The following is a 23591-nucleotide window of genomic DNA, read 5'->3' on the forward strand; positions in this document are numbered from 1 at the left end:
TCGTACAGGCCCTTGGGGACGACGAACTCATCCTCCTCCTGGTTGTAGATCACCTGGAAGATAGGTGAGAGCTCCTGGCCGCCGAACCGCTTGGGCCAGGTGATACCAGCGAATCCCGCATCCGCCTTCTTCGCCTGCCAGGCCTTGCAGGCCTTCACACCCTCGGCATCCACGCCGCTCAGGCGCAGCACCGGCCGCGAGCCTGCCTTGGGTTTCGCATTCGCCTGCAGAAACGCCCTGGCGCGGGCGCGGAAGGCGGCTTCTTCGGGTGTGTCGTTGAAGTCCATTTTGATCCTCCCTTACGCCGCGTTCCGGGTTTCCAGCAGCTCCGCCAGCCGGTCCTGCCAGAATGGCAGCGACCCGATCGCAAGTCCCAGCTGTTTCGACCGGCGATAGAACAAGTGACAGTCGACCGCCCAGGTGAAGCCGATGCCCCCGTGCGTCTGGATGTTCTCCTTCGACGCCAGATGAAACGCCTCGGTGGCCGAAACACGCACCGTGGCGGCGGCCAGAGGCAGGTCGGGATCGTCGGACCCCAGTGCCCAGGCACCGTAATAAGCGTTGGACCGAGCGAGCTCCAGCGCAACGTAGACGTCGGCCAGCTTGTGCTTGATCGCCTGGAAGGAGCCGATCGGCCGGCCGAACGCATAGCGTTCCAGGGCGTAGTCGCGCGCCATCGCCAGGCAGGCGTCGGCGCCGCCCACCTGCTCAAACGCGAACAGGACCGCCGCGCGGTCGAGCACCCGCTGCACCGATCCCCAGCCCGAGGACTCCAGTCGCCGCACCGGCGTGCCGTTGAACGTCAGGCTGGCCTGGTTCCGGGTGGGATCCAGCGTCTTGAGAGTGCGCCGCTCCACCTCTTTCAGATCGGCCAGGAACAGGCCCGGCTGCCGGTGTTCATCACAGGCAACGACGACGGCAAAGTCGGCCACGCCGCCATCCGCCACCGGCCATTTCGTGCCACTCAGCCGCTCGCCGACGACCCGCGCATGGATTGCCTCGGCCGTCGGGTTGCCGACGCCCTCGTCCATGGCGAAGCAGCCGATCAACGAGCCGTTCGCGATTCTCGGCAGGTACTCGCGCCGCTGCGCATCGGACCCGGCAGTCAGGATTGCCTCGGCCGTCAGATAGGCCGTCGAGGCGAACGGTACCGGCGCAATGGCCCGCCCCATTTCCTCCGCCAGGACGCACAATCCCTCGTAGCCCAGTCCGGCCCCGCCCAGGTCCTCGGGGATCGCCGCGCCGATCCAGCCCATCTGCGCGATCTCCTTCCACAGATCGGCTGCGAAAGGTTCCTGCCCGTCCAGGGAGCGGCGGACGACCGAGGTCGGACAGCGCTCCGACAGGAAGCGCCGCGCCTGGTCGCGCAACTGCTTGAGGTCATCGGAAAAGTCGAAGTTCATGGCCGTTCCCTTTCGCGCCGTCCCGGTGCCGCGTTCGCAACACCGTGCCAGGGTCGGCGGTGGCTGTGAAGCGCCCGCGCGTCGAGGCTCAGTCTGGCGATTCGGCGCGCCGGCCAGCGTGGGATCAGGCGTGCGTGGGATCAGGCGTGCGTGGGATCAGCCCTGCGTGGGATCAGCCGTGCGGGGGATCGGCGCCGTGCGGGTTCAGCCGTTATGTCCTGGCAGGCCGCGCGGGAACAGGTTGGCGGCCAACAGGCCGCCATCGACGTCCAGAGTGGTGCCGGTGATGTAGCGCGCGAGGTCGGAGGCCAGAAACAGCGCCGCCTTGCCGATATCGTCCGGCGTGCCTCTCTGCCGCATCGGCAGCAGGCTGTTGGCATACAGATCTGCCCGCTGTGGCGTGTCGAACAGGCGCGGCGTGACGATGTGGCCGGGAGCCACGGCGTTGACCCGAATATTATGGGGCGCCCATTCCACCGCCATGGTCTGCACGAGGCTGATCAGCCCCGCCTTGGCCGCGCCATAGACACCCCGCATCGGCGCCGCGCGCTGTCCGTCGACCGAGGCAATGCCGACAATGGCACCGGGCTGACCGCGGCGGATGCGGGACCGGGCGAATGCCTGGCAGGCCAGGAAGAAATAGCGCAGGTTCAGCCGGATCTGCTGGTCGAAGACATCGGGCGTCGTGTCCAGTACCGATCCCCAGGCAGCAGCCCCGACAATGGACACCATGGCGTCCAAACCGCCCAGCTTCGACTCCGCTTCGTCGACGATCCGTGGTACCTGGGCATCGTCCAGTACATCGCCGATGACGACATGCGCCGACCGACCGACCGCCGCCACCGCCCGCGCGACCTTTGCCGCTCGGTCTTCCACGAGGTCGACCAGCGCCACGTCACAGCCGGCCCGAGCCAGAAACAGGGCACTGGCCTCACCCATGCCCTGGCCGCCCCCGATAATGAGCGCCTTCTTGCCGGTCAGGCCGAACAGCGATGCGTCCTGCGTCATGGATGTCCCCCGCGTGGTTGGGAGGGCACTGCACCATCTGGAGCGGTGGCATGCAACGGCGCTGACGGAACCCGGTGCCGAGGACGACGGCTAAATCGCCGCCGGCGACCAGGTGACGGGCTCGGCGAACAGGTTCGGCGGCCAGTTCAGCGGAGGTACCGGCCGCGGTTCCGGGGCGGACTGGTCCAGTTGCGGCTTGTCGGTTCGGTCGTGGCTGATGGTCGTCTGGCGCAGCAGACGGTCCAGTGCATCGGAGATGTCGGCAATCGGATCAACCGAATGGTGCCCATCACCGGAACTCTGGGAGGACATGGCGGTCTCCTCTCGGACTGCGGCAGCGGTTGCCGCCGGAATGACCGGAGACGTAGGGCATTCCGCCGTCCGCCGCGCTGAAGCGCTTCACACAACTGATACGAAGCGTCGTGGCCTGATACCGATCGTCGCTGGCATTGAGCCGTCGAAAGTGCCGCCTTGCCGTGCGGGCGCACACCCGGCACCCGCACTTCGCAATGGAAAGCATCAGTGTGGAACTGGGTTTGGGTAAAGCTCGGATGGCGGGCCGGCACTTTTCATGACGGGAAAGAGCGGTCAAGGTCCACGCCGTCCGGGATGTTCCGATCGATATCACAAAGGGTTGATGTGAAGCCCGCTGGGCCCGCCGATCTGATTGTTGCTGTTGCAGCGCCTCCGGTCAGCGCCGTGCGACTGCGCAGCTATGGTCTTCCAGTCGCTCACCGGAGCCGGGGTCGGGAGGTACCGTCGTGGCCTGGCTGTCCAGCAGGGCAAAGCCCTTGCTGCCATCGGCGAAAGTCTGGCCTACCAGGACCAGCGTATGCCGGCCCATGTTCGCGGCGGCCTCGGGATCGGCGTCGGCCAGCACCCGGAATGGATCGACGGACTGCAACGTTTCCTGGTTGATCCGGATGGCTCTGTACCGGTTGCCGGCCAGAGGCACCGGGAATGGCGCCCATCGGGTGCCGATCTCCGCCAGGTGGTCCTTCAGCGCCTGACGAACGTCGGGACGGATGCAATCGATGTGGATATGTAACTGATCCTGTGTCCTGCCATACTGGGAATTGATGGCCAGCGCGTAACCGTCGCGCGGCAGTGTCGTCTCCAGCCGGTCCTCCACCAGATAGCGCGCCTCCCAGGCGGGTGCCCAGTAGTTGCGGCTGTCCGGTAGCAGGATCAGCGGATCTTCGATACCGGAGATGCGCGCGGTCGGAATCAGCAGAAACTGCGCGACCCCGCGGATGTCCTTCAGCAGCGCGTAGCCGTTCGCAACGCCTGCTTCCAATTCGACCCGGGTGCAGGGATCCGGCTCTCCGGTCTTTTCCTGATTCGGCACGCACTGGTCGTGCACGATCTTCCACAGCGCCGAGGGGTCGGCGGCGCATCCTGCCGACGGGGCCAGGCCCGCCAGCAGCATGCTTGCCAGAACGGCACAGGAAGCGGCGCGCATCAGTCGCCGCCGCCCAGCTCCGATCCCGCCAGGATCTCGCACAGGCGGGCCATCTCGGTGTGGTCGGCGTTCGGCCCGAACTTCGCCTCGGCGGAGACGATGAACTCCTTCACCAGGGCCGATAGCGGTGCCGCCGTCCCGGTTTCCCGTCCGACCTGCAACGCGATGGACAAGTCCTTCGCCAGCAGGCCCATGGTGAAGCCGGCATTGAACGTCCGTGACAGCACGAATTGCTTGAACTTCTTCTGCGTCGAGTTGTTCATGCCGGTCGCGGCGTTCAACACATCCGTCATGACGGCCGGATCCAGGCCGAAACGCTGGCCGATCAGCAGCGCCTCGATCCCGATCAGGAAGCCACCGGTGCTGACCAGGTTGTTCAGCGCCTTCATCGCCTGGCCGGAGCCGACGCCGCCGGTGCGCAGCACCGAGGTGCCCATCGCCGACAGCACCGGCATCGCCTTGTCGATGGCCGCGCCGTCACCGCCGACCATGATGGCCAGTTCGCCGGTCTTCGCCCGTGGCACACCGCCCGAGACCGGCGCGTCGATCAGCATGCCACCCAGCTCCGCGACCCTTTCGGCCAGGCGCTGCGTCACCGAGGGGATGCCCGAGGTCATGTCGATGACGATCGTGCCGGGCTTCATGCCGGCGAAGATGTTGTCATCGCCGCCGGTCAGCACTGTTTCCACGATCGCGCTGGTGGGCAGCATGGTCACGACGACGTCGGATTTGCCTGCCAGGTCGCGCAGCGTATCGGGGGCGAACCCCCCGACCTGCTGGACGAAGTTATGGGCGACCTCGCGGCGGGAATCGCTGATATTGACCGGGAAACCGGCCTTCACCAGACAGGCCGCCATCGGCCAGCCCATGTTGCCGGCCCCGATGAAGCCGACGCTCTGCTTATCCGCCATGCGGCTTACCCTTTCGCCGAGTCGGCTTCCTTGAACACCTCGGTGGCGATCTTGAACGCTTCCAGCGCGGCGGGGATGCCGCAATAGGCGCCGACCTGCACCAGCACTTCCTTGATCTCGTCGCGGGTGACGCCGTTGGTCAGCGCCGCCTTCAGGTGCAGGCGGAGTTCGGCGCCGCGGTTCAGGGCCGAAAGCATGCCCAGGTTGATGATGCTGCGGGTCTTGCGGTCCAGGCCGGGGCGTGTCCAGGCCATGCCCCAAGCGATTTCCGTGGTCATCTGCTGGAACACGGCATTGAAATCATCGGCACGGGCGAGCGAGGCATCGACATAATCGGCACCCAGCACCTCACGGCGCACGGCGAGGCCCTTCTTGAACAGGTCGCTCTGATATTCTGGACGGTTCGGGATTTCGGCCATGGGTGCGCGTCTCCTGCTTGAATTGGACGGCGCGGACCCTAGGCGCGGCGGGTCGGTGGGGCAAGGTGGAAAGCGGGGACGAGCGCCTACCCGACTGGGGTACGATCGATCGGGCGTGCCACACGAGCCGGAGCGACCGCGCGAAAGACCGGCTTCAACCGGCGCCCTCCCGGCGACGAGGGCCATCCGCAAAACTGTTTGGCCGGACTTGCGCAGCATTGTCGCGGAACCCTCTGCCGAATGTTTCGGTGGAAGACGATCATCGTCGCGGATTGCAGGTCTTTCATATCTGTTCAGAATGCACCTGACAGATAAAAACTATTCTACAGCATCGTTGCCGGCAGGCTTGTTTGCGCTTCGGCATCACTATTAGGTTGCGAAGAAGGCATTCGACATTGGTTGTCCAGTATCATCGCCAACTGTTCGTCTATGGTTTGGCCATTCCGCGCTTCCCATATGCCCTGGGCATGATGCTTGGCTCTGGCTTCAAGCGTCTGTTTCAGGGCTTCCGTCTGTTGTGCCGCTTTATAGTCCAGATAGCAAAGTCACAGTTCGCAAAGGTGTTCAACCCGTCGTCGATAAGGACTGCGGTATACGCGAGTATTCCCAGCCCCCATTTCCAAGAGCGGCAAATACCTTTGGCACTTCGTATCATAGTTATCGATGGCAAACATTTATTTTATGCATGGTTACAAAATTGAAAGCAATCTCGAACGATAGATCGGTGCGGGTCGTTCCGAATTCACGGGCGGTCAGGTTCCGATGCGGTATGATTTGAGAGATTGACACAGCCCAGCCACCCCGGCAAAGCGGCTCCCAATCCACGAACAATCCGGAGACTTCCATGCCCATCCGCCGCCGTACGCTCCTCGCGGGCGCTGCTGTCCTCGCTATGCCCGCGATCCGCCGCGTCCAGGCGGCGAACGGCATCAAGATCGGCGTGCTGTCCGACATGTCGGGCCCTTATGCCGAAGCCTCCGGCCCTGGCGACTATCTCGCCGCGCAGATGGCCGCCGAGGACTTCATGAAAGCCCATCCCGACGTCCATGTGGAGGTCATCCAGGGCGACATGCTGCTGAAACCGGATGTCGGCGCCTCCATCGCGCGGGACTGGTATGACCAGCAGGGCGTGGACGCGATCTTCGATATCCCGCAATCCGCCGTGGCCATCGCGGTGGGCGAGGTCGCCAAGGCCAAGGACAAGGTGGTGATCTTCACCGCCGCCGGCATCCCGGACCTGACCGGCAAATACTGCACATCGAACCAGGTACAGTGGACCTACGACCTGTGGTCCAACGCCAACGCCATCACCCGCGGCCTGGTGGAGGCCGGCGGCGATACCTGGTTCTTCATCACACCGGACTACATCTCCGGCCACACCATGACGAAGGACACCAGCACGATCGTCGAAAGCCTGGGCGGCAAGGTGCTGGGCAAGGCGGCCTATCCGTTCCCCGGCACCACCGATTTCTCGGCCTATATCGTGCAGGCCCAGGCATCCAAGGCGAAGGTGCTGTGCCTGGCCAATGCCGGCGATGATACCGCCAACTGCATCAAACAGGCGCATGAGTTCGGCCTGACGCAGTCCGGCATCAAGATCGCCGCCCTGGTCTACCAGGACTACATCACCCGCTCGGTCGGTCTGGAACTGGCCGAAGGCATCGTCGGCGCCATGCCCTTCTACTGGGATATGAACGACGACACCCGAGCCTTCGCCGCCCGGTTCGCGCCGCGCTATCACAAGGCTTATCCGAACTACTACCACGCCGGTTCCTACTCGGCGGTGACGCATTATCTGAAGGCGGTCGAGGCGATGGGCGTGGACAAGGCAAAAGCCAGCGGCAGAGCTGCCGTGGAGCAGATGAAGGCCCTGCCGGTTGCCGATCCGTTGTATGGATCCGGCCATGTGCGGAAGGATGGCAAGTTCGTCCATGCCAACCGTGTATGGGTGACCAAGAGCAAGGCCGAGTCGAAGGGCGAATGGGATCAGTACAAGCTGTTGGCGACAATTCCAGAGGACAAGGCGTTCCAGTCGATGGAGGTTCTCGGCTGCAGCTTCGTCAAGAGCTGAGCCGCCAAGACCTGAGCGCCGGGGCCGGGGCCGACGCCCCGGCAACCCTGCGCAGCGCCGCCGCGCTGGTTCGGGCCGGGCTGATCCCGCCCGAGGCTGAACCGGACGTGGCGGCCGTGGAGGCGCGGTACGCCGTCGCCATCCCGCCGGCCCTGCGCGCGCTGATCGACCGGGCCGACGACCCGATCGGCCGGCAGTTCATCCCCGATCCGGCGGAGTTGGTCACCGCGCCGTTCGAACGGACGGACCCGATCGGCGACGACGCACTGTCGCCGGTCAAAGGCGTGGTGCATCGCTACCCGGACCGTGCGTTGCTGAAGCCGCTGCTGGTCTGTCCGGTTTATTGCCGCTTCTGCTTCCGCCGCGAGCATGTCGGCCCCGATGGCGGCCTGCTGACCGAGGCGGAGCTGCGCGCGGCGCTGGACTGGTTCGCCGCGCATACGGCGGTGACCGAGGTGATCCTGACCGGCGGCGACCCGCTGATGCTGTCGCCGCGCCGGATGCGGCGGATCGTGTCGGCGCTAAGCGCCCTGCCCCATGTGCAGACCATCCGCATCCACTCCCGCGTGCCGATCGCCGACCCGTTGCGGCTGACGGACGAACTGGCCGATGCCATGGACACCGACCGCGCGCTGTGGCTGGTCGTGCACGCCAACCATGCGTCGGAGTTCACGCCCGAAGCGGCGGCGGCACTGCGGCGGGTGCGGATGCGGGGTGTGCCGGTGCTGGGCCAGTCGGTGCTGCTGCGGGGAGTCAATGATACGGCCGAGGCGCTGGAAGCACTGCTCCGCGCGATGATCGCGCAGCGGGTGAAACCGTACTATCTGCACCAGCTCGACCCGGCTCCCGGCACCGCTCGGTTTCACGTACCGATCGCGGAAGGACGGGCGCTGCTGGAACGGTTGCGCGGCCGTGTCACCGGCCTGGCCTGGCCGACCTACGTGCTGGATATCCCGGGCGGACACGGAAAAGTGCCGGTTGGGCCGGATTACTGGCAGGCCGACGGGTCCGTCACCGACATCAACGGCCATCGTCATCCGTCCGGCGGCGGATGGCCGAGGCCAAGCGGCGCGGGACACCATGAGACCAAACGGCACACCGAAGACGCCAGCCGTGATGCTGGGTGAAGACCAGGTACCCACGCCTTGCCGCGAAAGTCCGGAGCATGATGGGTCAGGTTGGCCCTATCACGCTCTATCCCATTTGGTTCCAAGGCGTGATCCTCGCCGGGATTGGACGGTCAGATCGGCGGCAGGCGCCGTCGGTCGGTAAGCCTACTGACCAAGCCGTCAAACTGATTCGCAAGCATGTGCCAAAGCTGGCGGGCGAGATCGGCCAGCTCGGCGGCGATCAATTGGGAGCCTTGGATGGTCTGCTCCATCGCTTCGGCGGACTGCGTCCAAAAATCCGGATCAGGCATGCCGGCGTTCCTTTCAACCGAGGTTGAACCGGACGCTTCCATCCTTGATTTGTGCGATGCAGCATGGACCGGGCGCGGCGCTGGATCAACGACAAAATGGCAAGGCATTTGTGGAGAGTGCGCCAGCCGAGCCCTGGCGCGTGATATAGACAGATCGGACCGGGTGTGGAACCATGACGGCAGGCGAAGGACACGCCAGCTGCTCAGCGGTGGATCGCGATGGACGCGAAAGGTCTGCTCCAATCCGGATTGAACCAGCTCAAGGCCGGGTTTTCCCTGGCCGTGCCTGTGTCCGATGCAATGAGACGCCATATCGCCGACAGCGTCCTGGTGCATCGCGTCAGCGTCGCGATCGCCAAGCGGTTTGTGATCCAAGGATCGGCGTCGGATTCCACCGGTTTCCCGAACGCCCGTGTCCGCCTCAGCGGCAAGACCGGCGACGGATTGCTGCACCTGATGCGAGCGACGTTGCGCGACCACCGGATTGTCGATCCATCGGTGTTCCAGGGCGCGGCGGACCGGGATTACACCGATTTCGTGTACTTCTTCCTGGGTGAACCGGAAGATTGGCAGGCCCGGGCCCAGAACTACGGCGGCGATGGCGAGTTTTTGACCATCCGCGTGCGCGGCGTCGACCTGCTGGCGGACCCCAGGCGTAGGATATTCTACCGGCGCGGCTTGTTCTGGGAGGCCGACCGGGTCGTCGTCGTAAAGGGCGGGTATGAAGGACCGGCAAAGGTCACGCCGCTGCCGATTTGACCGGCCGCGACAGCAGTACAGTTCCTCAGCCCGGCGGACCCGGCATTTTTGGAAAAGCCTGCAGACCCGGCAGCACCGCCCAGGACTGCGCGCTATCGCAAAAGATCTGCATCGCCGGTTTCACCCAGGTCGGGTCATCCAGTGTGCCGACGGGCAGCATCGTGACACCGGGCATTAGGTCGGCGCTGGCCCCGACCGAGGTGCCACAGGCCGGACAGAACCACCGATGCGTCGCCTTGCCGCTATCCCCGACGCCGTCGAACTGGATCTTCTGACCGCTGAAATGTATCGCGTCCGACGGCACCCCGATGACCGTGGCGAAGGCGGAGCCGCCGCTCTTCTGACAGGTCCGGCAGTGGCAGATGCCCGCAAAGATCGGTTCGGCGGTCCCGCTGTAGGTCAGCTTTCCGCACGCACAGCTTCCGTGAATGGCTGGCATTTTCTCCTCCGTAATACGCGGGGCTATAACGTGCCACAGCGTGCGCCGGAAATGCCAGCATGTTTGGCAGGAGGTTGAGTATCGCTCGGACCGCCCTCACCCCGCCAGACCATGTGAAGGCGGTGTGACGTTCGATTTGTCGCGGAGCTCACGGCCTGTCGACATTTCACGCGGGCCTGTCCGCCCGGGCGTTACACGACCCGCGCCTCGAAAGGCGGCAACAGGTCGGGCGCTTCGAACTCGATCACCCACAGATCGGGATCGAACTTCACCTGCCGGGCGATATAGGCGTCCGCCGTCGCGTCATCGACCGGGCCGGGGCCGGTGGCGCGCATCCAGGCCAGTTCGCCCTCGGCGGAGCGCATCTGCGACAGTACCGAGACCTCCTGGCCATGGCGCAGGACGACCAGGATGCCACCGGCATCCGGATCGCCCTTGCGCAGGACGGCGCCATAGCGCCCGTCCGCATTGCCCATCCGCAACGCCATCTGCACCCACAGCCCTGCCTTGACCCGGGGCGGCCGGCCGCCGGCGCTCCGATCGTCACTCAATGACGTTCTCGCTCATTTGCCGATAATGCGCCGCGCGATCGCCATGCGGTGGACTTCGGACGGGCCCTCATAGACGCGCATGGTACGCACCTTCTGGGCCATCAGCTGCAGCGGCAGCTCCTTCGCCATCCCCATGGCGCCGAAAGCCTGCATCGCATGGTCGATGACCTCGGTGGCCATTTCGGTGGCATACAGCTTGATCATCGATGCCTCGGTGCGGACGTCCTTGCCGGCATCCGCCTTGGTGGCGGCATCATACACCATCAGGCGGCAAGCATGGATCTTGGTCGCCGCGTCGGCGATCCACCATTGGATCGCCTGCCGGTCGGCCAGGCGGACGCCAAAGGTCACGCGCTGCTTGACGTGCTCCACCATCATCTCCAGCGCGCGGCGGGACATGCCGATGCACCACGCTCCCATCTGCAGGCGGCGCACCGTCAGGCGAAGCTGCATCGGCGCGTAGCCCTTGCCTTCCACCCCCAGCAACTGGCTGGCGGGGATGCGGCAATCATCGAACACCAGTTCATAGGTGCGCTGGCCGCCAATCATCGGGATTTCGCGCTCGATGATGAAACCCTTGGTGCCGCGCTCGACGATGAAGGCGGTGACACCCTCGGCGCGCTTGCCCTCCCCGGTGCGGGCCATCACGATCAGGAAGTCAGCGGCCGGAACGCGGCTGACCCAGATCTTGCGGCCGTTGATCACCCAGTCATTGCCGTCTTTCACCGCGCGGGTGGTCATCCCCGCCGGGTCGCCGCCGGCGCCGGGTTCGGAGATGGCGATCGCCGAGTGCGCCTCACCGCGCGCGTACGGATCCAGATATTTCTTCTTCTGCTCATCGTTCGCCACCGCGATCAGCATGTGCAGATTCGGGCTGTCCGGTGGGAAGGTGAACGGCACCGGCGTGCGGCCCTGCTCCTCATAGACACCGACCAGGGCGCTGTAGGGCAGGTTGGCACCGCCATATTCCTCCGGCACGTCCAGGCCCCACAGGCCAAGTTCCTTGCACCTGGCCAGCAGTTTCTCCTCCTCCTCGGGCGGCAGGCTGGATTTCTGGCCGGACATCTCACGGTCGAGCGTCGCCTTCTCCAGCGGCATCACGTCGCGTTCGATGAATTTCGCCACCAGATCTTGCAGCATCCGGTGTTCTTCGGGGAGTTCGAACATGTTTCCTTGCGTCCCGATCAAAAATGGCCGGTACCTGATGGCCGGACGCGTGTTCCGACGCAACCAGGTGCCATGGTCCGATAGTGCATGGCTGACACCCGGCCACTTCGCTGGGCCGGCCATCCGTGGTGATGTCTGTCGCTACCGCCCGACGAATTTTGGCTGCCGCTTCTCCATGAATGCCGTCCGACCTTCCTTGTAGTCGGCACTGTTGAAGCAGGTCTCACTGATCACGCGCACCGCCTCCATGTCGCGCTGACTTTCGTCCTTCAGCATCTCATTGATGGTGATCTTGGAGGCGGCGACCGACAGCGGCGCGTTATCGGCGATGGTTCGGGCGATATCCATCACCACGTCGTCCAGCGCACCGTCTTCCGTCATCCGATTGATCAGGCCGATCCGTTCCGCTTCCGCCGCGTCGATCCGTTTCGCCGTGTAGAGAATCATGCGCGCATGGGCCGGCCCGACCAGGTCGATCAATTGCTTCACCGAGTGTGGCGCATAGGCGATGGACAACCGGGCTGCGGGGATGCCGAACTGGCTGCCGGCGGCGGCAATGCGCAGGTCGGCGGCCATGGCGATCGCCAGCCCGCCGCCCATGCAGAAACCGCGGATGCGGCAGATGCTCGGCTTCCTGAACGCATGAAACTTGTTTCGACCGATACCAGTTGCCCGGTCATATTCCTTCTGAGCTTCCGCGCTGTTGCGGTTCTTCTCGAACTGGCTGATATCAGCACCCGAAACAAACGCCTTGTCGCCGGCGCCCGTCAGGACCACGACCTTGATGCTGTCGTCAGCGCTGAACGCATCCAGGATCTCGCCGAAGCCGGTCCACATCTCCATCGACATGGCATTGCGCTTCTCGGGCTGGTTGAATGTGATCAACCCGATCCCGTCCGCCTTGGCAGCCAGCATCTTGCCGCCCGCATAAGGGCGCGTCTCCGCGTGCTCCGGCAACATTCTCAGATGACTCCTTTCTTCCGCATGTCGGCTAGGTCCTCGTCGGTGTAGCCGACGCTCTTCAGAACTTCGGCGTTATGCTCCCCGGCATCGGGCGTATAGGTGCGAATGGCCTTGGAGAAGCCGGAAATATTCAGCGCCGAGGCCACCACCTCGGTCTCCCCGACATAGGGGCTGGTCATCTTCGTCGCCATGTGAAGATGTTTCACCTGCGGATCGGCAAAGACCTGGTCGATCGTGTAGATCGGACCGCAGGGAATGCCGTTCGCCTCGAACAGCTCGATCCAGTGGTTCGATGGCTTGGTCGCGGTGATTTCGGAAATCGCCGCGTTGATCGCCTTGCGGTCCTTGCTGCGGCCGACCTGGGTCTTCCATTCCTCCTTCGCCAGCCAGTCCTTGCGGCCGATCGCCTCACAGAAGCGGGTAAACACGCGGGATGAGGAGGCGGCGATGTTGATATGGCCGTCGGCGGTGGGGAAGACGCCGGTCGGGATGCCGGTCGGGTGGTCGTTGCCGGCCTGCCCGGCAACCTCCTTCTCCATCAGCCAGCGACTGGCCTGGAAGTCCAGCATGAAGATCTGCGCTTCCAGCAGCGATGTGGTCACCCAGCGGCCGACGCCGGTGCGCTCGCGGTCAAGCAGCGCCATCAGGCAGCCCATCGCCAGCAGATTGCCGGCGGTCAGGTCATCGACCGGGATGCCGACGCGCATCGGGCCACGGCCAGGTTCGCCTGTGATGGACATCAATCCGCCCATGCCCTGGGCGATCTGGTCGACGCCAGCGCGCGCGCCATAGGGGCCGTCCTGGCCGAAGCCCGAGATGCTGCCATACACGATGCGCGGGTTCACCGCCTTCACATCGTCATAGGAGACCTTCAGCCGGTGCTTCACGTTGGCCCGCATATTCTCCAGGATCACGTCCGCCTTGGCTGCGAGCCTCATGAAGGCGGCGTGCCCTTCCGGCGTCTTCAGGTTCAGGGTGATGGCGCGCTTGTTGCGGTGCAGGTTCTGGAAGTCGAAGCCATGGCGGCGGCCGGCGACGTCCTCCCCCTCGCCCGCCGGCGGCTCGATGCGGATCACGTTCGCGCCCCAGTCGGCGAAGTGCCGCACGGCGGTGGGTCCGGCGCGCGCCAGGGTCAGGTCCAGCACGGTGATGCCGTTCAGCGGCAGGCGCGTCTGGCTTTCCGCATAGGCAGCCTTGTCGGTGGGGCTTTCTGGCATTTTCTTCCATCCTCCTGGAGCGTTCGGAGGATCATCGGCCTGTCTTGCTGTTTGCTCAAGGGGCGCGGGTGCGAGGGTCGATACGGCATAGCCCCGGCAGATACCGCTCTGGCCATGATCGGGACCCGGATTCGACCTGCGCCGTGAATTGCGTCAAACCATGGACATGGCCGTGGCAACGCATCCTGGTCGCCGGCCATATTGCTTTTCCACAAGAAAATAAATCGGCGGGAGGCGACGATGGACGCAAAAGACCATCCAGGACGACGTGCTTTGCTTGGTGGGATTGGCAGCCTGCCTTTGGTTCACGCAACACGTGCCCAGGCGGCGAAGGACGTTATTTTAGCGATGATCAGTCCCTTGTCGGGTCCGTGGGCGCGCGAAGGCGAATTGCAGCGCGGCGGTGCCGAAATGGCAGTCGACGACATCAACAAGGCCGGCGGAATCAAGTCCCTGGGCGGCGCAGCCGTGCGCCTTCTTCAATACGATGCCGGAGACAGCGCCGATAAGGCTAAAGATGCCGCGCAGCGACTGGTCGCGCAGCATCCCGACGTATCCGGAGGCTTCGGTGCCTGGCTATCGACTTTTACATTGGCCGTGACAGAAGTGACGGAGCGCGCCGGGATTCCGTGGTTCACCCAATCATACTCGGACCTGATCACCGGTCGAGGTTTCCACTATGTCTTCCAATCCTCGCCCACGGCTGTGGACCAGGCGGAAAAGGCGTTGCCATCGATCCTTGCCCTGGCGGAGCACAGTACAGGCAGACGGCCACGCAAGATCGGGATCATCGCTGACAACACGGCCTCCTCGGTCAGCTTTCTTCGCCCGATCCGGGACCACGTCCTGAGGGACCTTGAGCTGACCGCGGTCGTCGATGAAGTATTCACCCCGCCACTGTCCGACGCCACGACCCTCATTCAACATGTCCGTTCCGCTCGGCCCGATTTTCTACTGGCCCTGCCGTCCAATGTCGGTGACGACAAGATGATCCTGGACAAGATGGCGGAGTTTGGCCTCGGTGGCGGGAAGCTGCCCGTCATCGGCAATGGTGGCCATTGGGCGACACCGGAACTGATGCACAACGCCGGCAAGGAGGTCGTGCAGGGGATCATGATCATCACTGCCGCCGGCGCGGGCCGCGGGCTGGAGGACATCGAGCGGCGCTACATGACGCGCACGGGAGAGCCCTGGATGTTGCAGGAACCCGTGATGGCCTACGGCCACATCATGCTGCTGGCCGAGGCGGTCGAACGCGCTGGTTCCGCCGACCCGGCAAAGGTTGCCGCGCAGATCAGAGCGTTCGATCTGCGCGACGGACCAGCGAAGCTATTCCCCGGCAATCATGTCAAGTATGACGCGGCTGGCCGCCGGGTCGACGCCGAGTTGATGATCGTACAATGGCAGAATGGCCGGATCGTCACGACCTATCCGCCGGAAATGCAGGTCGCGCCAGCGATCTGGCCGAAAGCATGAGGCTGGAATGGGCAGTCGAGGCAAAGGGACCGGCCTTTCGAGCCGATCCGTCCTGTCATTGTCAGATCGTATCCCGGTCGTTTCTGGTGCCGACGAACTCAGGGGATCTACCGCGCCGCCCCCATCACCCAGGCCAGCACGCCCTTCTGCGCGTGCAGCCGGTTCTCGGCCTCATCGAACACCACCGATTGCGGGCCGTCGATCACGTCGGCATCGACCTCCTCGCCACGATGGGCCGGCAGGCAGTGCATGAAGATCGCGTCCGGCGCGGCCTTTGCCATCAGCGCCTGCGTCACCCGATACGGCGCCAGCAGGTTGTGCCGGCTTTCGTTCGGGTCGTCCGACATCGACACCCAGGTATCCGTCACCACGCAGCGCGCGCCGGCCACGGCGGCCTCGGGGTCGCTGGTCTCCTCGATCCGGCCGCCCTGCGCGCGCGCCCAGTCCACCAGCTCGGCCGGCGCCCGCAGGCCTTCCGGCGTCGCCAGGCGCAGAGTGAAGCCGAACCGCACCGCGGCTTCGATCCAGCTGCGCGCGACGTTGTTGCCATCGCCGCACCAGGCAACCACCTGCCCGGCGATCGGGCCACGATGCTCCTCGAACGTCATGACATCAGCCATCAGCTGGCAAGGGTGCGATGCCTCGGTCAGGCCGTTGATCACGGGCACGGTGGCGTATTCCGCCAGTTCCGTCAGTTTCGATTCACGATCGGTGCGCAGCATGATCGCGTCGACATAGCGCGACAGCACGCGCGCGGTATCGGCGATCGTCTCGCCACGGCCCAGCTGCGTGTCCTTGCCGGACAGCACGATGACGTCGCCGCCAAGCTGGCGCATCCCGACCTCGAAGGACACGCGGGTACGAGTCGACGGCTTTTCGAAGATCAGTGCCAGGGTCTTGCCGGCCAATGGGCGGGAGGTGACCCCCCCCGCCCGCTTGAAGCCAACCGCCACATCCAGCATCTGACGCAGCGTCGCGGTGTCGAAGTCCCGCAGGTCAAGGAAGTGCCTGACGCCGCCGTCGGACCCTCCCTCCGGCTGCAGCCGTCTGGCCGCGCCGCTCATGATGCCGACTTCGCCGATGCCGCGACCGAGGCTGCCGCCTTGGTCAGCATCGCCATGGCCTGATCGATCTCCGCCTCGGTGATGACCAGCGGCGGCGCCAGGCGCAGCACATTGTCACCGGCGGTGATCGCCATCAGCCCCTGCTCCGCGCAGGCGGCCTGGACCTGGGCCGGCGGCACGAGGCATTTCAGCCCCTGCAGCAGACCCTGGCCGCGCGCCTCGCTGAACACGGTCGGGAAGTCGCGGGCGATGCGATCCAGCTCCGCCCGCAGCGTCTTGCCCTTGGCGACGACGCTATCCAGGAACCCGGGCGCCAAGATGATGTCCAGCACCGCATTGCCGGCGGCGCAGGCCAGCGGGTTGCCGCCATAGGTCGTGCCATGCGTGCCGGGCTTCAGCGCCACGGCGTATTTCTCCTTGGCGAAGACGGCGCCGAGGGGGAAGCCGCCACCAATGCCCTTGGCCGAGGACATGACATCCGGCGTGATGCCCGCCCATTCATGGGCGAACAGCTTGCCGGTGCGGCCCATGCCGGTCTGCACCTCATCCATGCCCAGGATGATGCCGTATTCATCGCAAGCCGCGCGCAAGCCACGCAGGAACTCCGGGTCGGCCGGGCGCACTCCGCCCTCACCCTGCACCGGCTCGACGATGATGCCACATGTGCCGGGACCGATCGCGTCACGCACGGCGTTCATGTTGTTGAACGGCACGTGATCGAACCCTTCCACCTCAGGACCGAAGCCTTCCAGGTAATGGTGGTTGCCAGTGGCAGCCAGCGTGGCCAGGGTGCGGCCGTGGAATGCGCCTTCAAAGCAGATGATGCGGAAGCGTTCCGGCTTGCCGGCGTCCGACATCGCGCGGCGCATCATCTTGATCATGCCCTCGTTCGCCTCGGCGCCCGAGTTGCAGAAGAAGACACTGTCCGCGAAGGTCGCGTCGACCAGCCGCTGGGCCAGCCGTTCCGCCTGCGGAATCCGGTACAGGTTGGAGGTGTGCATCACCTTTGCCGCCTGTTCGGCGATGGCCTGCACCAGGTGCGGATTGGCATGGCCGACCGAGGCGGTGGCGATGCCGGATCCGAAATCCAGGAATCGTCGCCCGTCCGTCGTCCACAGCCACGAGCCCTCGCCCCGCTCGAAAGCGAGGTCAAGCCGAGCGTAGTTTGGCAGCAGAGCGGAAATCATAAGCGGGAAGAACCCCTGGTTTCTGGACTTTCCAAACGGATCCCCCGCCCGCGACCGTTCGGGGCGGGTCCGGTGGAAGCGGCGATCATTGGGCGAACGGCAAGGCGAAGTCAAACAAGGGTTCTAGGACCGGTTCCGGCAGGGTTGCGCGTGTGCCATGCGCTAGTGGCACGGCAGCGCCCGCGGATGCGGATCGCGCTTGCATCCGCGCCCTACCCTGGCATCGTTGCCGACATGACTCCGCGCATGCCTCCGTCCATCGATGCCGCCGCCTTGCGGGATGCGGCGATGACCTATCTGGGCCGCTATGCGGCGACCGAAGCCGGGCTGCGCCGCGTGCTGCTGCGCCGGATCGATCGCTGGCTACAGGCACAGCCGGACCGGGACACCGCCCTGCCGGCCGTCGAGACGGCACGCCAGGCCATCGACGCGCTGATCCGCAGGCTGGCCGAGTTGGGGGCGATCAACGACTCTGGCTTTGCCGAGACCCGCGCGCGATCGCTGATGCGCGCCGGGCAGTCGCGCCGCGCCGTGCAGGCGAAGCTGGTGGCCAAGGGTGTGGCGCCGGACCTGGCCCGTGACGCCGCCGGCGAGAATCCGGCGGTTGAGCTGGCAGCCGCACTGGTGCTGGCCCGCAAGCGCCGCATCGGCCCCTATCGGGTCGCAGATCCGGATGATGCGCGCGTCGTGCACCAACGCGAACTCGGCCTGCTCGCCCGAGCCGGCTTCAGCCGGGATACGGCGGAACAAGCCCTCACCATGGACCGCGCGGAAGCCGACGATCGCATCCACGCCCTCCGCTCGGAAACCAGCCCGCCGGGCTGATGGCCGTCCCCATCCGGCTGGTTTGTTCGACCGGAAAAGGTCCCATCGCCCCGCCCCACGCCGTGAGCGGCTGGCCGCTGACCGGCACCGAGCGGCCTGACCTCGATCGTCGTGACGGTCGCGGCGACGGAGGCCGAGGCCCGAGTACTATCCCACCGCCATGGCCCGGACCGGGCTCCACCGACGGCTCAGCATCCGGTGCAGGAGAAAGCAGGGGATACCGAATGCTCCCAGCGCCGCCGCGGCCAGCAGCCCGCCGGCCGGTCCGCCCCAGGCATCCGCCGCTACCCCGGACAGCGCCGGGGCCGCGGCGCCGCCCAGATAATAGACCATGTAGAACAGCCCCATTCCCACTGCCCGGTTCTCAGGCCGTGCCGACAGGGTGCCGACGGCCATGATCACCCCCGGCTGAATGCCGCCGACAATGCCCACTATCACGGCCCAGGCCAGCGGCCAGCCGAACAGCGCCATCCCCGCCATCCCGGCGGCCATCGCCGCCGTGCCGAACAGAAATACCGGCAGGTTGCCGAACCGGTTGGCCATCCCGCCGCCGCCCATGGTCGCCGGCACGTTCCCCCAGGTCAGGAACGTCATTGCGACCGCCACCACCGCCGCGCCGTCGCCGCGCAGGATCAGCGTCGCCGGGAGGTAGGAGGCGAAGGCGCTGTAGCCGGCCGTGAATGTCATCCAGGTCAAGCCCGCGACACTCAGCAGCGCACATTCCCGCAGGCTGGGCATCGAAAAGGTCCTCGAAACCGGCGCCGCGTGCGGTGGCGTGCTGTAGCCCAGCGCGAACAGCAGGAATGCCAGGCCCGCCGGCACCGCGCCGGACAGCAGCGCGCCATGCAGCCCGAAAGCGGCGTCCAGCGACGGCAGCAGAAGCTGCGCCATGCCCATGCCGACCGAGAAGGCGCAGACCGTCAGACTGATCGCCAGCATGAAGAAGCGCCCGGTGAACCATTCCGCGATGATCTTCCCTTGCATCACGATCATTGCCACGGCGCCCACGCCCGCTGCCGCCCGGCCTGCCGCCATCCCGCCCGGCCCGCCGGCCAATGCGCACCACGCCGCGCCCGCGGTCATCAGGAACAGGCCGGTGCTCAGAACGATGCGGTCGCCGAAACGACGCCCCGCCAGGCCCAGAGGCAGCGCGGTGAACACGCCCAGAATCATGTATGCGCCGATGAGGGAGCCAAGCTGGGCATAAGTGAGGCCGTAGCGTGGCAGCAGGTCGGTTGCCAGGGTGGCGATGCTCTGGAACTGGTAGCCGAAGGCGATCCGACCGATCGTCAGGGCCGCCAGGATGAACCAGGCACGCAGCGTCATGCGATGTCCGTTTCCTTGTCCGGACGCGCCGATGGGCCCGGGCCGGTGTCTTACCGCGCATGGCCGTGATTGGCCATCACGGCGCGCCGGCCGGAGACGCCTCGACTCCGGCGTGCCAAACCCGAGCGGTCGCCTGATCCATTCATGCCCGGGCCAGTCATACCCGGCCCAGTCATACTGGGTCCATTCATGCTGGGTCCATTCATGCCCGGTCGATTCATGCCCAATCGATTCATGCCACGTCGATTCATGGCGGGTCGCTTAAATCTTGGGCCGATCAACCGGCGGCCGGTAGCGATCGCACGCTGGCGTGCCTATCTTGGCGCGATGTCAGAAACACCCGCCTTCCTCGACGGCGGCCGCCCGCCCGTACCCGACATCGTGGTGCCGCGCGGCATGCTGCCTTTCTACCTGCCGAACCGCCCGGTCCGCGGCCGCCTGGTGCGGCTGGGCGCGCTGGCCGACGCACTGCTGACCCGGCATGACAACGATCCGGTCGTCACCCGCCTGGCCGGCCAGGCGATGGCGCTGGCCGCGGGACTGTCGGCGGCGCTGAAATTCCGCGGCTCCTTCAGCCTGCAGGCCAAGGGGGATGGCCCGGTCGGCATGCTGCTGGCCGACTGCACCGACATGGGCGCCGTGCGCGGCTATGCCCGTGCCGACGCCGACCGCCTGGCGGCGCTGCTGTCCCGGGATCCTGCTCCGGCGGCCGACGCGCTGCTGGGTAAGGGCTATCTGGCCTTCACCGTCGATCAGGGCCCGGATGAGCATCGCCATCAGGGCATCGTCGCAATCGAGGGCGGCTCGCTGGCCGCCATGGCGCTGCACTACTTCGATACCAGCGAGCAGCTGCGCTGCTTCGTGCACCTGGCCTGCGAGCGCACCCCGGCGGGCTGGCGCGCCGGGGCGCTGATCCTGGAGAAGATCGCCGGCGCCGGCGGCGTCGATCCGGAACTGGATGAAGCAGCACAGGAGGAAAGCTGGCGCACCGCCACGACGCTGGCGGCAACCCTGACCGACCATGAGCTGCTGGACGATTCGCTGCCACCGGAGCGCCTGTTGTACCGGCTGTTCCACACCGAGGGTATCGCCGCGGACCGCGCTCGGGCGCTGTCCTACGGCTGCCGCTGCTCGCGGGCCCGCCTCGCGGGCATCCTGGAAGGCTTTCCAGACGACGATCTTGATCATATGTCGGTGGATGGAGACATCGTCATGACCTGCGAGTTCTGCAACCACGACTTCCGCTTCTCGCGGGAGGAGGTCCACGGCAAGGCCGCCGGCGGCGCTGCCTCGCATTGAACGGGAACCGACCGCTTGCCCTACCGCGCCATCCCTGCCCGACTGCTGGCCTCCAGGCCGCTGCCTTCCCATCCACCGATCCCCGGCCCGTTGGCCCCCCACTCATTGGCTCCCCACCTATTGGCCCGTAGCCCGCGGCCTGCCTGCGGGATATCCCGCCGCCTGGCCCTGCTGGTGCCGGTGATCGCCTTGCCCGCCTTTCTCGCCGCCTGCGGCAGCAGCGAGGATACGTCGCCGGTGACGGTGGAACCGCTGCGCTATGATTACCTGCCGCCGATCGGCCTGAATGTGGCATCGCTGGAGATCCGCCAAGACTTCATGCCGTCCGGCGCTCGGCCCGATGTGACGGCACTGGACCCGGTGCCGCCGGTCGCCGCGCTGAAGACCATGGCGCAGGACCGGCTCAGGCTGTACGGCACGTCGGGCAAGGCGATCTTCGCGATCCTCAACGCATCGCTGTCGAAGCAGGGGGACACGATCGACGGCACCATGCTTGTCACCCTTCAGCTCATCGCCGGTGATGGCCGCCCGCTGGGTATGGCCCGCGCGCAGGTGACGCGCCATCAGGTGGGTATCACGGGCAATCTGCGACTGGCCCTGTACACGTTCACCAAGGCGATGATGGACGACATGAACATCGAGTTCGAGTACCAGATCCGCCACACGCTGAAGGCGTTCCTGGCCGAACCCACGGCGCCGTCCGCTCCGGTGCAGGCCACCCCGCTGGACGGCCGCCAGGCGCCGCCGCTGGCGCCTTCCACGCTGCCGGGTTCACCGCCGATGGGGACGCTGGCGCCGCCGGCATCGGCGCAACCCACGCCGTTGCAGCCTACCCCGCTGTCGCCGCCGCCCGCAGGCTCCCTGCCGACGGGGACCCTGGGTACCCTGCCCATCGATCCGTATGCCTCACCAACGCCGCTGCGGTAGGACCCGTGGCGGCTGCGTCGGCAGGCCGCCAAACCCGGCAGATCACCGCAGCACGAACGGGTTCGGCACCTCCGTCGCCGTGCTGATCCAGACGCTTTTCTGTTGCAGGTATTCGTAGATCGCCTCCTGCCCGCTTTCACGGCCCAGGCCGCTGCGCTTGTAGCCGCCGAACGGCGACATGAAGCTGACCGCGCGATAGGTGTTGACCCACACCGTGCCGGCCCGCAGCCGCTCCGACATCATCAGCGCGCGGCGGATGCTCTGCGTCCATACGCCGGCGGCAAGGCCATAGGCGGTGTCATTGGCGATCGCGATCGCCTCTTCCTCGTCCTCGAATGGAATCACCGAGAGTACGGGCCCGAAAATCTCTTCCTGTGCGATGCGCATCCGGTTGTTCACACCAGTGAAGATGGTCGGCTCGATGAACCAGCCATCGCCGAAGCGCGCCTTGTCGGCGGGGCCACCGCCCAGCGCCACCTGCGCGCCCTCGCTGCGCCCGACCGCGATGTAGTCGAGGATTTTCCGGTATTGCGGCGGCGTCGTGACCGGCCCCACCTGGGTGTCGGGATCCGCCGGATCGCCCATCTTCGCGGTGCGGGCAAAGGTGACCAGCCGGTCGACGAATTCGTTGTGGATCGACCGCTGCACCAGCAGCCGTGAGCCGGCGATGCAGGTCTGTCCGGTGGCGGCAAAAATGCCGGAGATCGCGCCTTTCACCGCGTCCTCCATCACCGCGTCGTCGAACACGATGTTCGGCGACTTGCCGCCCAGCTCCAGCGTAACCCGCTTCAGTCCCCTGGCGGCGCTCTCATAGACGCGCTGGCCGGACAGTTCGCCGCCGGTGAAGGCGACCTTCGCCACGTCCGGATGCGTCACCAGCGGTTCCCCGACCTCCTTGCCGTAGCCGGTGACGATGTTGACCACGCCCGGCGGAAACCCCGCCTGCTCGAACAGCCGGCCGAATTCCAGGGCCGAGGCAGAGGTGAACTCGCTGGGCTTGATCACCACGGTGTTGCCCGCCGCCAGCGCCGGCGCCAGCTTCCAGGTCAGCAGCAACAGCGGAGAGTTCCACGGCACGATCGCCGCCACCACTCCAAGCGGTTCCCAGCGGGTGAAGTTGAACACACCCGCCTTGTCGATCGGCAGCACGCCACCTTCCACCTTATCGGCCAGACCGCCGAAATAATAATACCATTGCGGAACGTAACGGGTCTGTCCGAGCATTTCCGAAATCAGCTTGCCGTTGTCGCGGACCTCGGTTCGGGCGAGGCTCTCGGCATTGGCGGCCACCAGGTCGCCCAGCTTGCGAAGCAGGGCGCCGCGCTGGGTCGCGGTCATGGTTGCCCATGGCCCGCGCTCGAACGCATCCTTCGCCGCGGCGACGGCGCGGTCGACATCCTGGTCGTTGCACTCTGGAATCAATGCCCACGCCTTGCCGGCATAGGGATCATGCGTCTCAAACACGGCACCGGATGCAGCATCCCGCCACTCACCGCCGATCAGCACCTGATATCTGGGAAGGGACATGGAATCGTCTCCGTCTTCGGTCCGTCATACGCGGTTGTCGCGCGCGCTATGATTGATCGTATATAGCAGGTCAGGCTGGCTCGGCGATCCCCCGAGCCACGGGAACAGTCCGCCGGGCACCGCTGTGGAACACGGCATCCCTGGCGCGGGAGCCGCTGTGCCGACACAAT

The 23591-nt window shown here is 65.8% G+C and carries 24 protein-coding genes; 7 read left to right on the forward strand and 17 right to left on the reverse strand.

From position 1 onward, the window contains the following. From VHC04_RS17135 to VHC04_RS17165, 7 genes are all read right to left on the reverse strand, one after another. On the reverse strand, window positions 1-287 hold a 287-nt coding region (locus VHC04_RS17135), incomplete at its 3' end, for an acyl-CoA dehydrogenase family protein (protein ID WP_325683502.1). A 12-nt stretch (window positions 288-299) separates the two neighbouring features. Further along, entirely contained in the window at window positions 300-1403 is a 1104-nt protein-coding gene (locus VHC04_RS17140) for an acyl-CoA dehydrogenase family protein (RefSeq protein ID WP_325683504.1), read from the reverse strand. Between the two features lie 204 nt (window positions 1404-1607). Further along, window positions 1608-2411 carry an SDR family NAD(P)-dependent oxidoreductase gene (locus VHC04_RS17145; RefSeq protein ID WP_325683506.1) on the reverse strand — a complete coding sequence of 268 codons (804 nt, stop codon included), beginning with the start codon at window positions 2409-2411 and terminating at the stop codon, window positions 1608-1610. A gap of 90 nt (window positions 2412-2501) precedes the next feature. Further along, a complete protein-coding gene (locus VHC04_RS17150; protein ID WP_325683508.1) occupies window positions 2502-2723 on the reverse strand; it encodes a hypothetical protein in 222 nt (73 codons plus the stop codon). A gap of 379 nt (window positions 2724-3102) precedes the next feature. Then, entirely contained in the window at window positions 3103-3873 is a 771-nt protein-coding gene (locus tag VHC04_RS17155; protein WP_325683510.1) for a CDP-diacylglycerol diphosphatase, read from the reverse strand. Next, entirely contained in the window at window positions 3873-4868 is a 996-nt protein-coding gene (locus VHC04_RS17160; RefSeq protein WP_325683512.1) for an NAD(P)-dependent oxidoreductase, read from the reverse strand. Before VHC04_RS17160 ends, VHC04_RS17155 begins: the two co-directional genes overlap by 1 nt. After that, complete coding sequence (locus VHC04_RS17165; protein ID WP_325683514.1) at window positions 4790-5203, reverse strand: carboxymuconolactone decarboxylase family protein; 414 nt, start codon at window positions 5201-5203, stop codon at window positions 4790-4792. Before VHC04_RS17165 ends, VHC04_RS17160 begins: the two co-directional genes overlap by 79 nt. Window positions 5204-6047: 844 nt before the next feature. Here VHC04_RS17165 and VHC04_RS17170 point away from each other — a divergent pair. Both VHC04_RS17170 and VHC04_RS17175 read left to right on the forward strand, forming a co-directional pair. Continuing rightward, window positions 6048-7274 carry an ABC transporter substrate-binding protein gene (locus tag VHC04_RS17170; RefSeq protein WP_325683516.1) on the forward strand — a complete coding sequence of 409 codons (1227 nt, stop codon included), beginning with the start codon at window positions 6048-6050 and terminating at the stop codon, window positions 7272-7274. Between the two features lie 11 nt (window positions 7275-7285). Further along, window positions 7286-8401, forward strand: a complete 1116-nt coding sequence (locus VHC04_RS17175; protein WP_325683838.1) for a lysine-2,3-aminomutase-like protein — start codon at window positions 7286-7288, stop codon at window positions 8399-8401. 113 nt (window positions 8402-8514) lie between these two features. Here the strand turns inward: VHC04_RS17175 and VHC04_RS17180 are convergent, their stop codons facing one another. After that, complete coding sequence (locus VHC04_RS17180) at window positions 8515-8694, reverse strand: hypothetical protein (RefSeq protein WP_325683518.1); 180 nt, start codon at window positions 8692-8694, stop codon at window positions 8515-8517. 219 nt (window positions 8695-8913) lie between these two features. On the opposite strand from VHC04_RS17180, the gene VHC04_RS17185 reads away from it, so the two are divergent. Further along, window positions 8914-9453, forward strand: a complete 540-nt coding sequence (locus tag VHC04_RS17185) for a hypothetical protein (RefSeq protein ID WP_325683520.1) — start codon at window positions 8914-8916, stop codon at window positions 9451-9453. A 25-nt stretch (window positions 9454-9478) separates the two neighbouring features. Here the strand turns inward: VHC04_RS17185 and VHC04_RS17190 are convergent, their stop codons facing one another. The 5 genes from VHC04_RS17190 to VHC04_RS17210 form a co-directional block, all read right to left on the reverse strand. Then, on the reverse strand, window positions 9479-9892 hold the full coding sequence (locus tag VHC04_RS17190) for a GFA family protein (RefSeq protein WP_325683522.1): 414 nt from the start codon (window positions 9890-9892) through the stop codon (window positions 9479-9481). 191 nt (window positions 9893-10083) lie between these two features. After that, entirely contained in the window at window positions 10084-10443 is a 360-nt protein-coding gene (locus VHC04_RS17195) for a DUF1491 family protein (RefSeq protein ID WP_325683524.1), read from the reverse strand. Between the two features lie 12 nt (window positions 10444-10455). Next, window positions 10456-11583 carry an acyl-CoA dehydrogenase family protein gene (locus VHC04_RS17200; protein WP_325683526.1) on the reverse strand — a complete coding sequence of 376 codons (1128 nt, stop codon included), beginning with the start codon at window positions 11581-11583 and terminating at the stop codon, window positions 10456-10458. A 168-nt stretch (window positions 11584-11751) separates the two neighbouring features. After that, window positions 11752-12570: an enoyl-CoA hydratase gene (locus VHC04_RS17205; protein ID WP_325683528.1), complete on the reverse strand. Its 819-nt coding sequence runs from the start codon at window positions 12568-12570 to the stop codon at window positions 11752-11754. 2 nt (window positions 12571-12572) lie between these two features. Continuing rightward, the gene (locus VHC04_RS17210; protein ID WP_325683530.1) at window positions 12573-13790 is read right to left on the reverse strand and encodes a CaiB/BaiF CoA transferase family protein; all 1218 of its coding nucleotides are present in this window, start codon (window positions 13788-13790) and stop codon (window positions 12573-12575) included. Between the two features lie 240 nt (window positions 13791-14030). Here VHC04_RS17210 and VHC04_RS17215 point away from each other — a divergent pair, with 240 nt between their 5' ends. Then, a complete protein-coding gene (locus VHC04_RS17215) occupies window positions 14031-15266 on the forward strand; it encodes an ABC transporter substrate-binding protein (RefSeq protein ID WP_325683532.1) in 1236 nt (411 codons plus the stop codon). A gap of 107 nt (window positions 15267-15373) precedes the next feature. On the opposite strand, the gene argF is transcribed toward VHC04_RS17215, so the two are convergent. Together argF and VHC04_RS17225 are read right to left on the reverse strand one after the other, a co-directional pair. Then, window positions 15374-16330 carry an ornithine carbamoyltransferase gene (gene argF / locus VHC04_RS17220; protein WP_325683534.1) on the reverse strand — a complete coding sequence of 319 codons (957 nt, stop codon included), beginning with the start codon at window positions 16328-16330 and terminating at the stop codon, window positions 15374-15376. Then, entirely contained in the window at window positions 16327-17517 is a 1191-nt protein-coding gene (locus VHC04_RS17225) for an aspartate aminotransferase family protein (RefSeq protein ID WP_325683536.1), read from the reverse strand. Before VHC04_RS17225 ends, argF begins: the two co-directional genes overlap by 4 nt. 288 nt (window positions 17518-17805) lie before the next feature. Here VHC04_RS17225 and VHC04_RS17230 point away from each other — a divergent pair, with 288 nt between their 5' ends. Next, window positions 17806-18342: a regulatory protein RecX gene (locus VHC04_RS17230; protein WP_325683538.1), complete on the forward strand. Its 537-nt coding sequence runs from the start codon at window positions 17806-17808 to the stop codon at window positions 18340-18342. A gap of 147 nt (window positions 18343-18489) precedes the next feature. Here VHC04_RS17230 and VHC04_RS17235 read toward each other — a convergent pair whose 3' ends face one another. After that, complete coding sequence (locus VHC04_RS17235; protein ID WP_325683540.1) at window positions 18490-19668, reverse strand: MFS transporter; 1179 nt, start codon at window positions 19666-19668, stop codon at window positions 18490-18492. Window positions 19669-19995: 327 nt separating this feature from the next. Here VHC04_RS17235 and VHC04_RS17240 point away from each other — a divergent pair, with 327 nt between their 5' ends. Both VHC04_RS17240 and VHC04_RS17245 read left to right on the forward strand, forming a co-directional pair. Further along, window positions 19996-20967 carry an Hsp33 family molecular chaperone HslO gene (locus VHC04_RS17240; protein ID WP_325683542.1) on the forward strand — a complete coding sequence of 324 codons (972 nt, stop codon included), beginning with the start codon at window positions 19996-19998 and terminating at the stop codon, window positions 20965-20967. A 120-nt stretch (window positions 20968-21087) separates the two neighbouring features. Continuing rightward, entirely contained in the window at window positions 21088-21894 is an 807-nt protein-coding gene (locus VHC04_RS17245; protein ID WP_325683544.1) for a hypothetical protein, read from the forward strand. Window positions 21895-21936: 42 nt separating this feature from the next. Here VHC04_RS17245 and VHC04_RS17250 read toward each other — a convergent pair whose 3' ends face one another. Then, entirely contained in the window at window positions 21937-23421 is a 1485-nt protein-coding gene (locus VHC04_RS17250; RefSeq protein WP_325683546.1) for an aldehyde dehydrogenase, read from the reverse strand. Between the last annotated feature and the right edge of the window lie 170 nt (window positions 23422-23591).

Origin of the sequence: Rhodopila sp. (assembly GCF_035548095.1) — a bacterium.
Classification (GTDB): Bacteria; Pseudomonadota; Alphaproteobacteria; order Acetobacterales; family Acetobacteraceae; genus Rhodopila.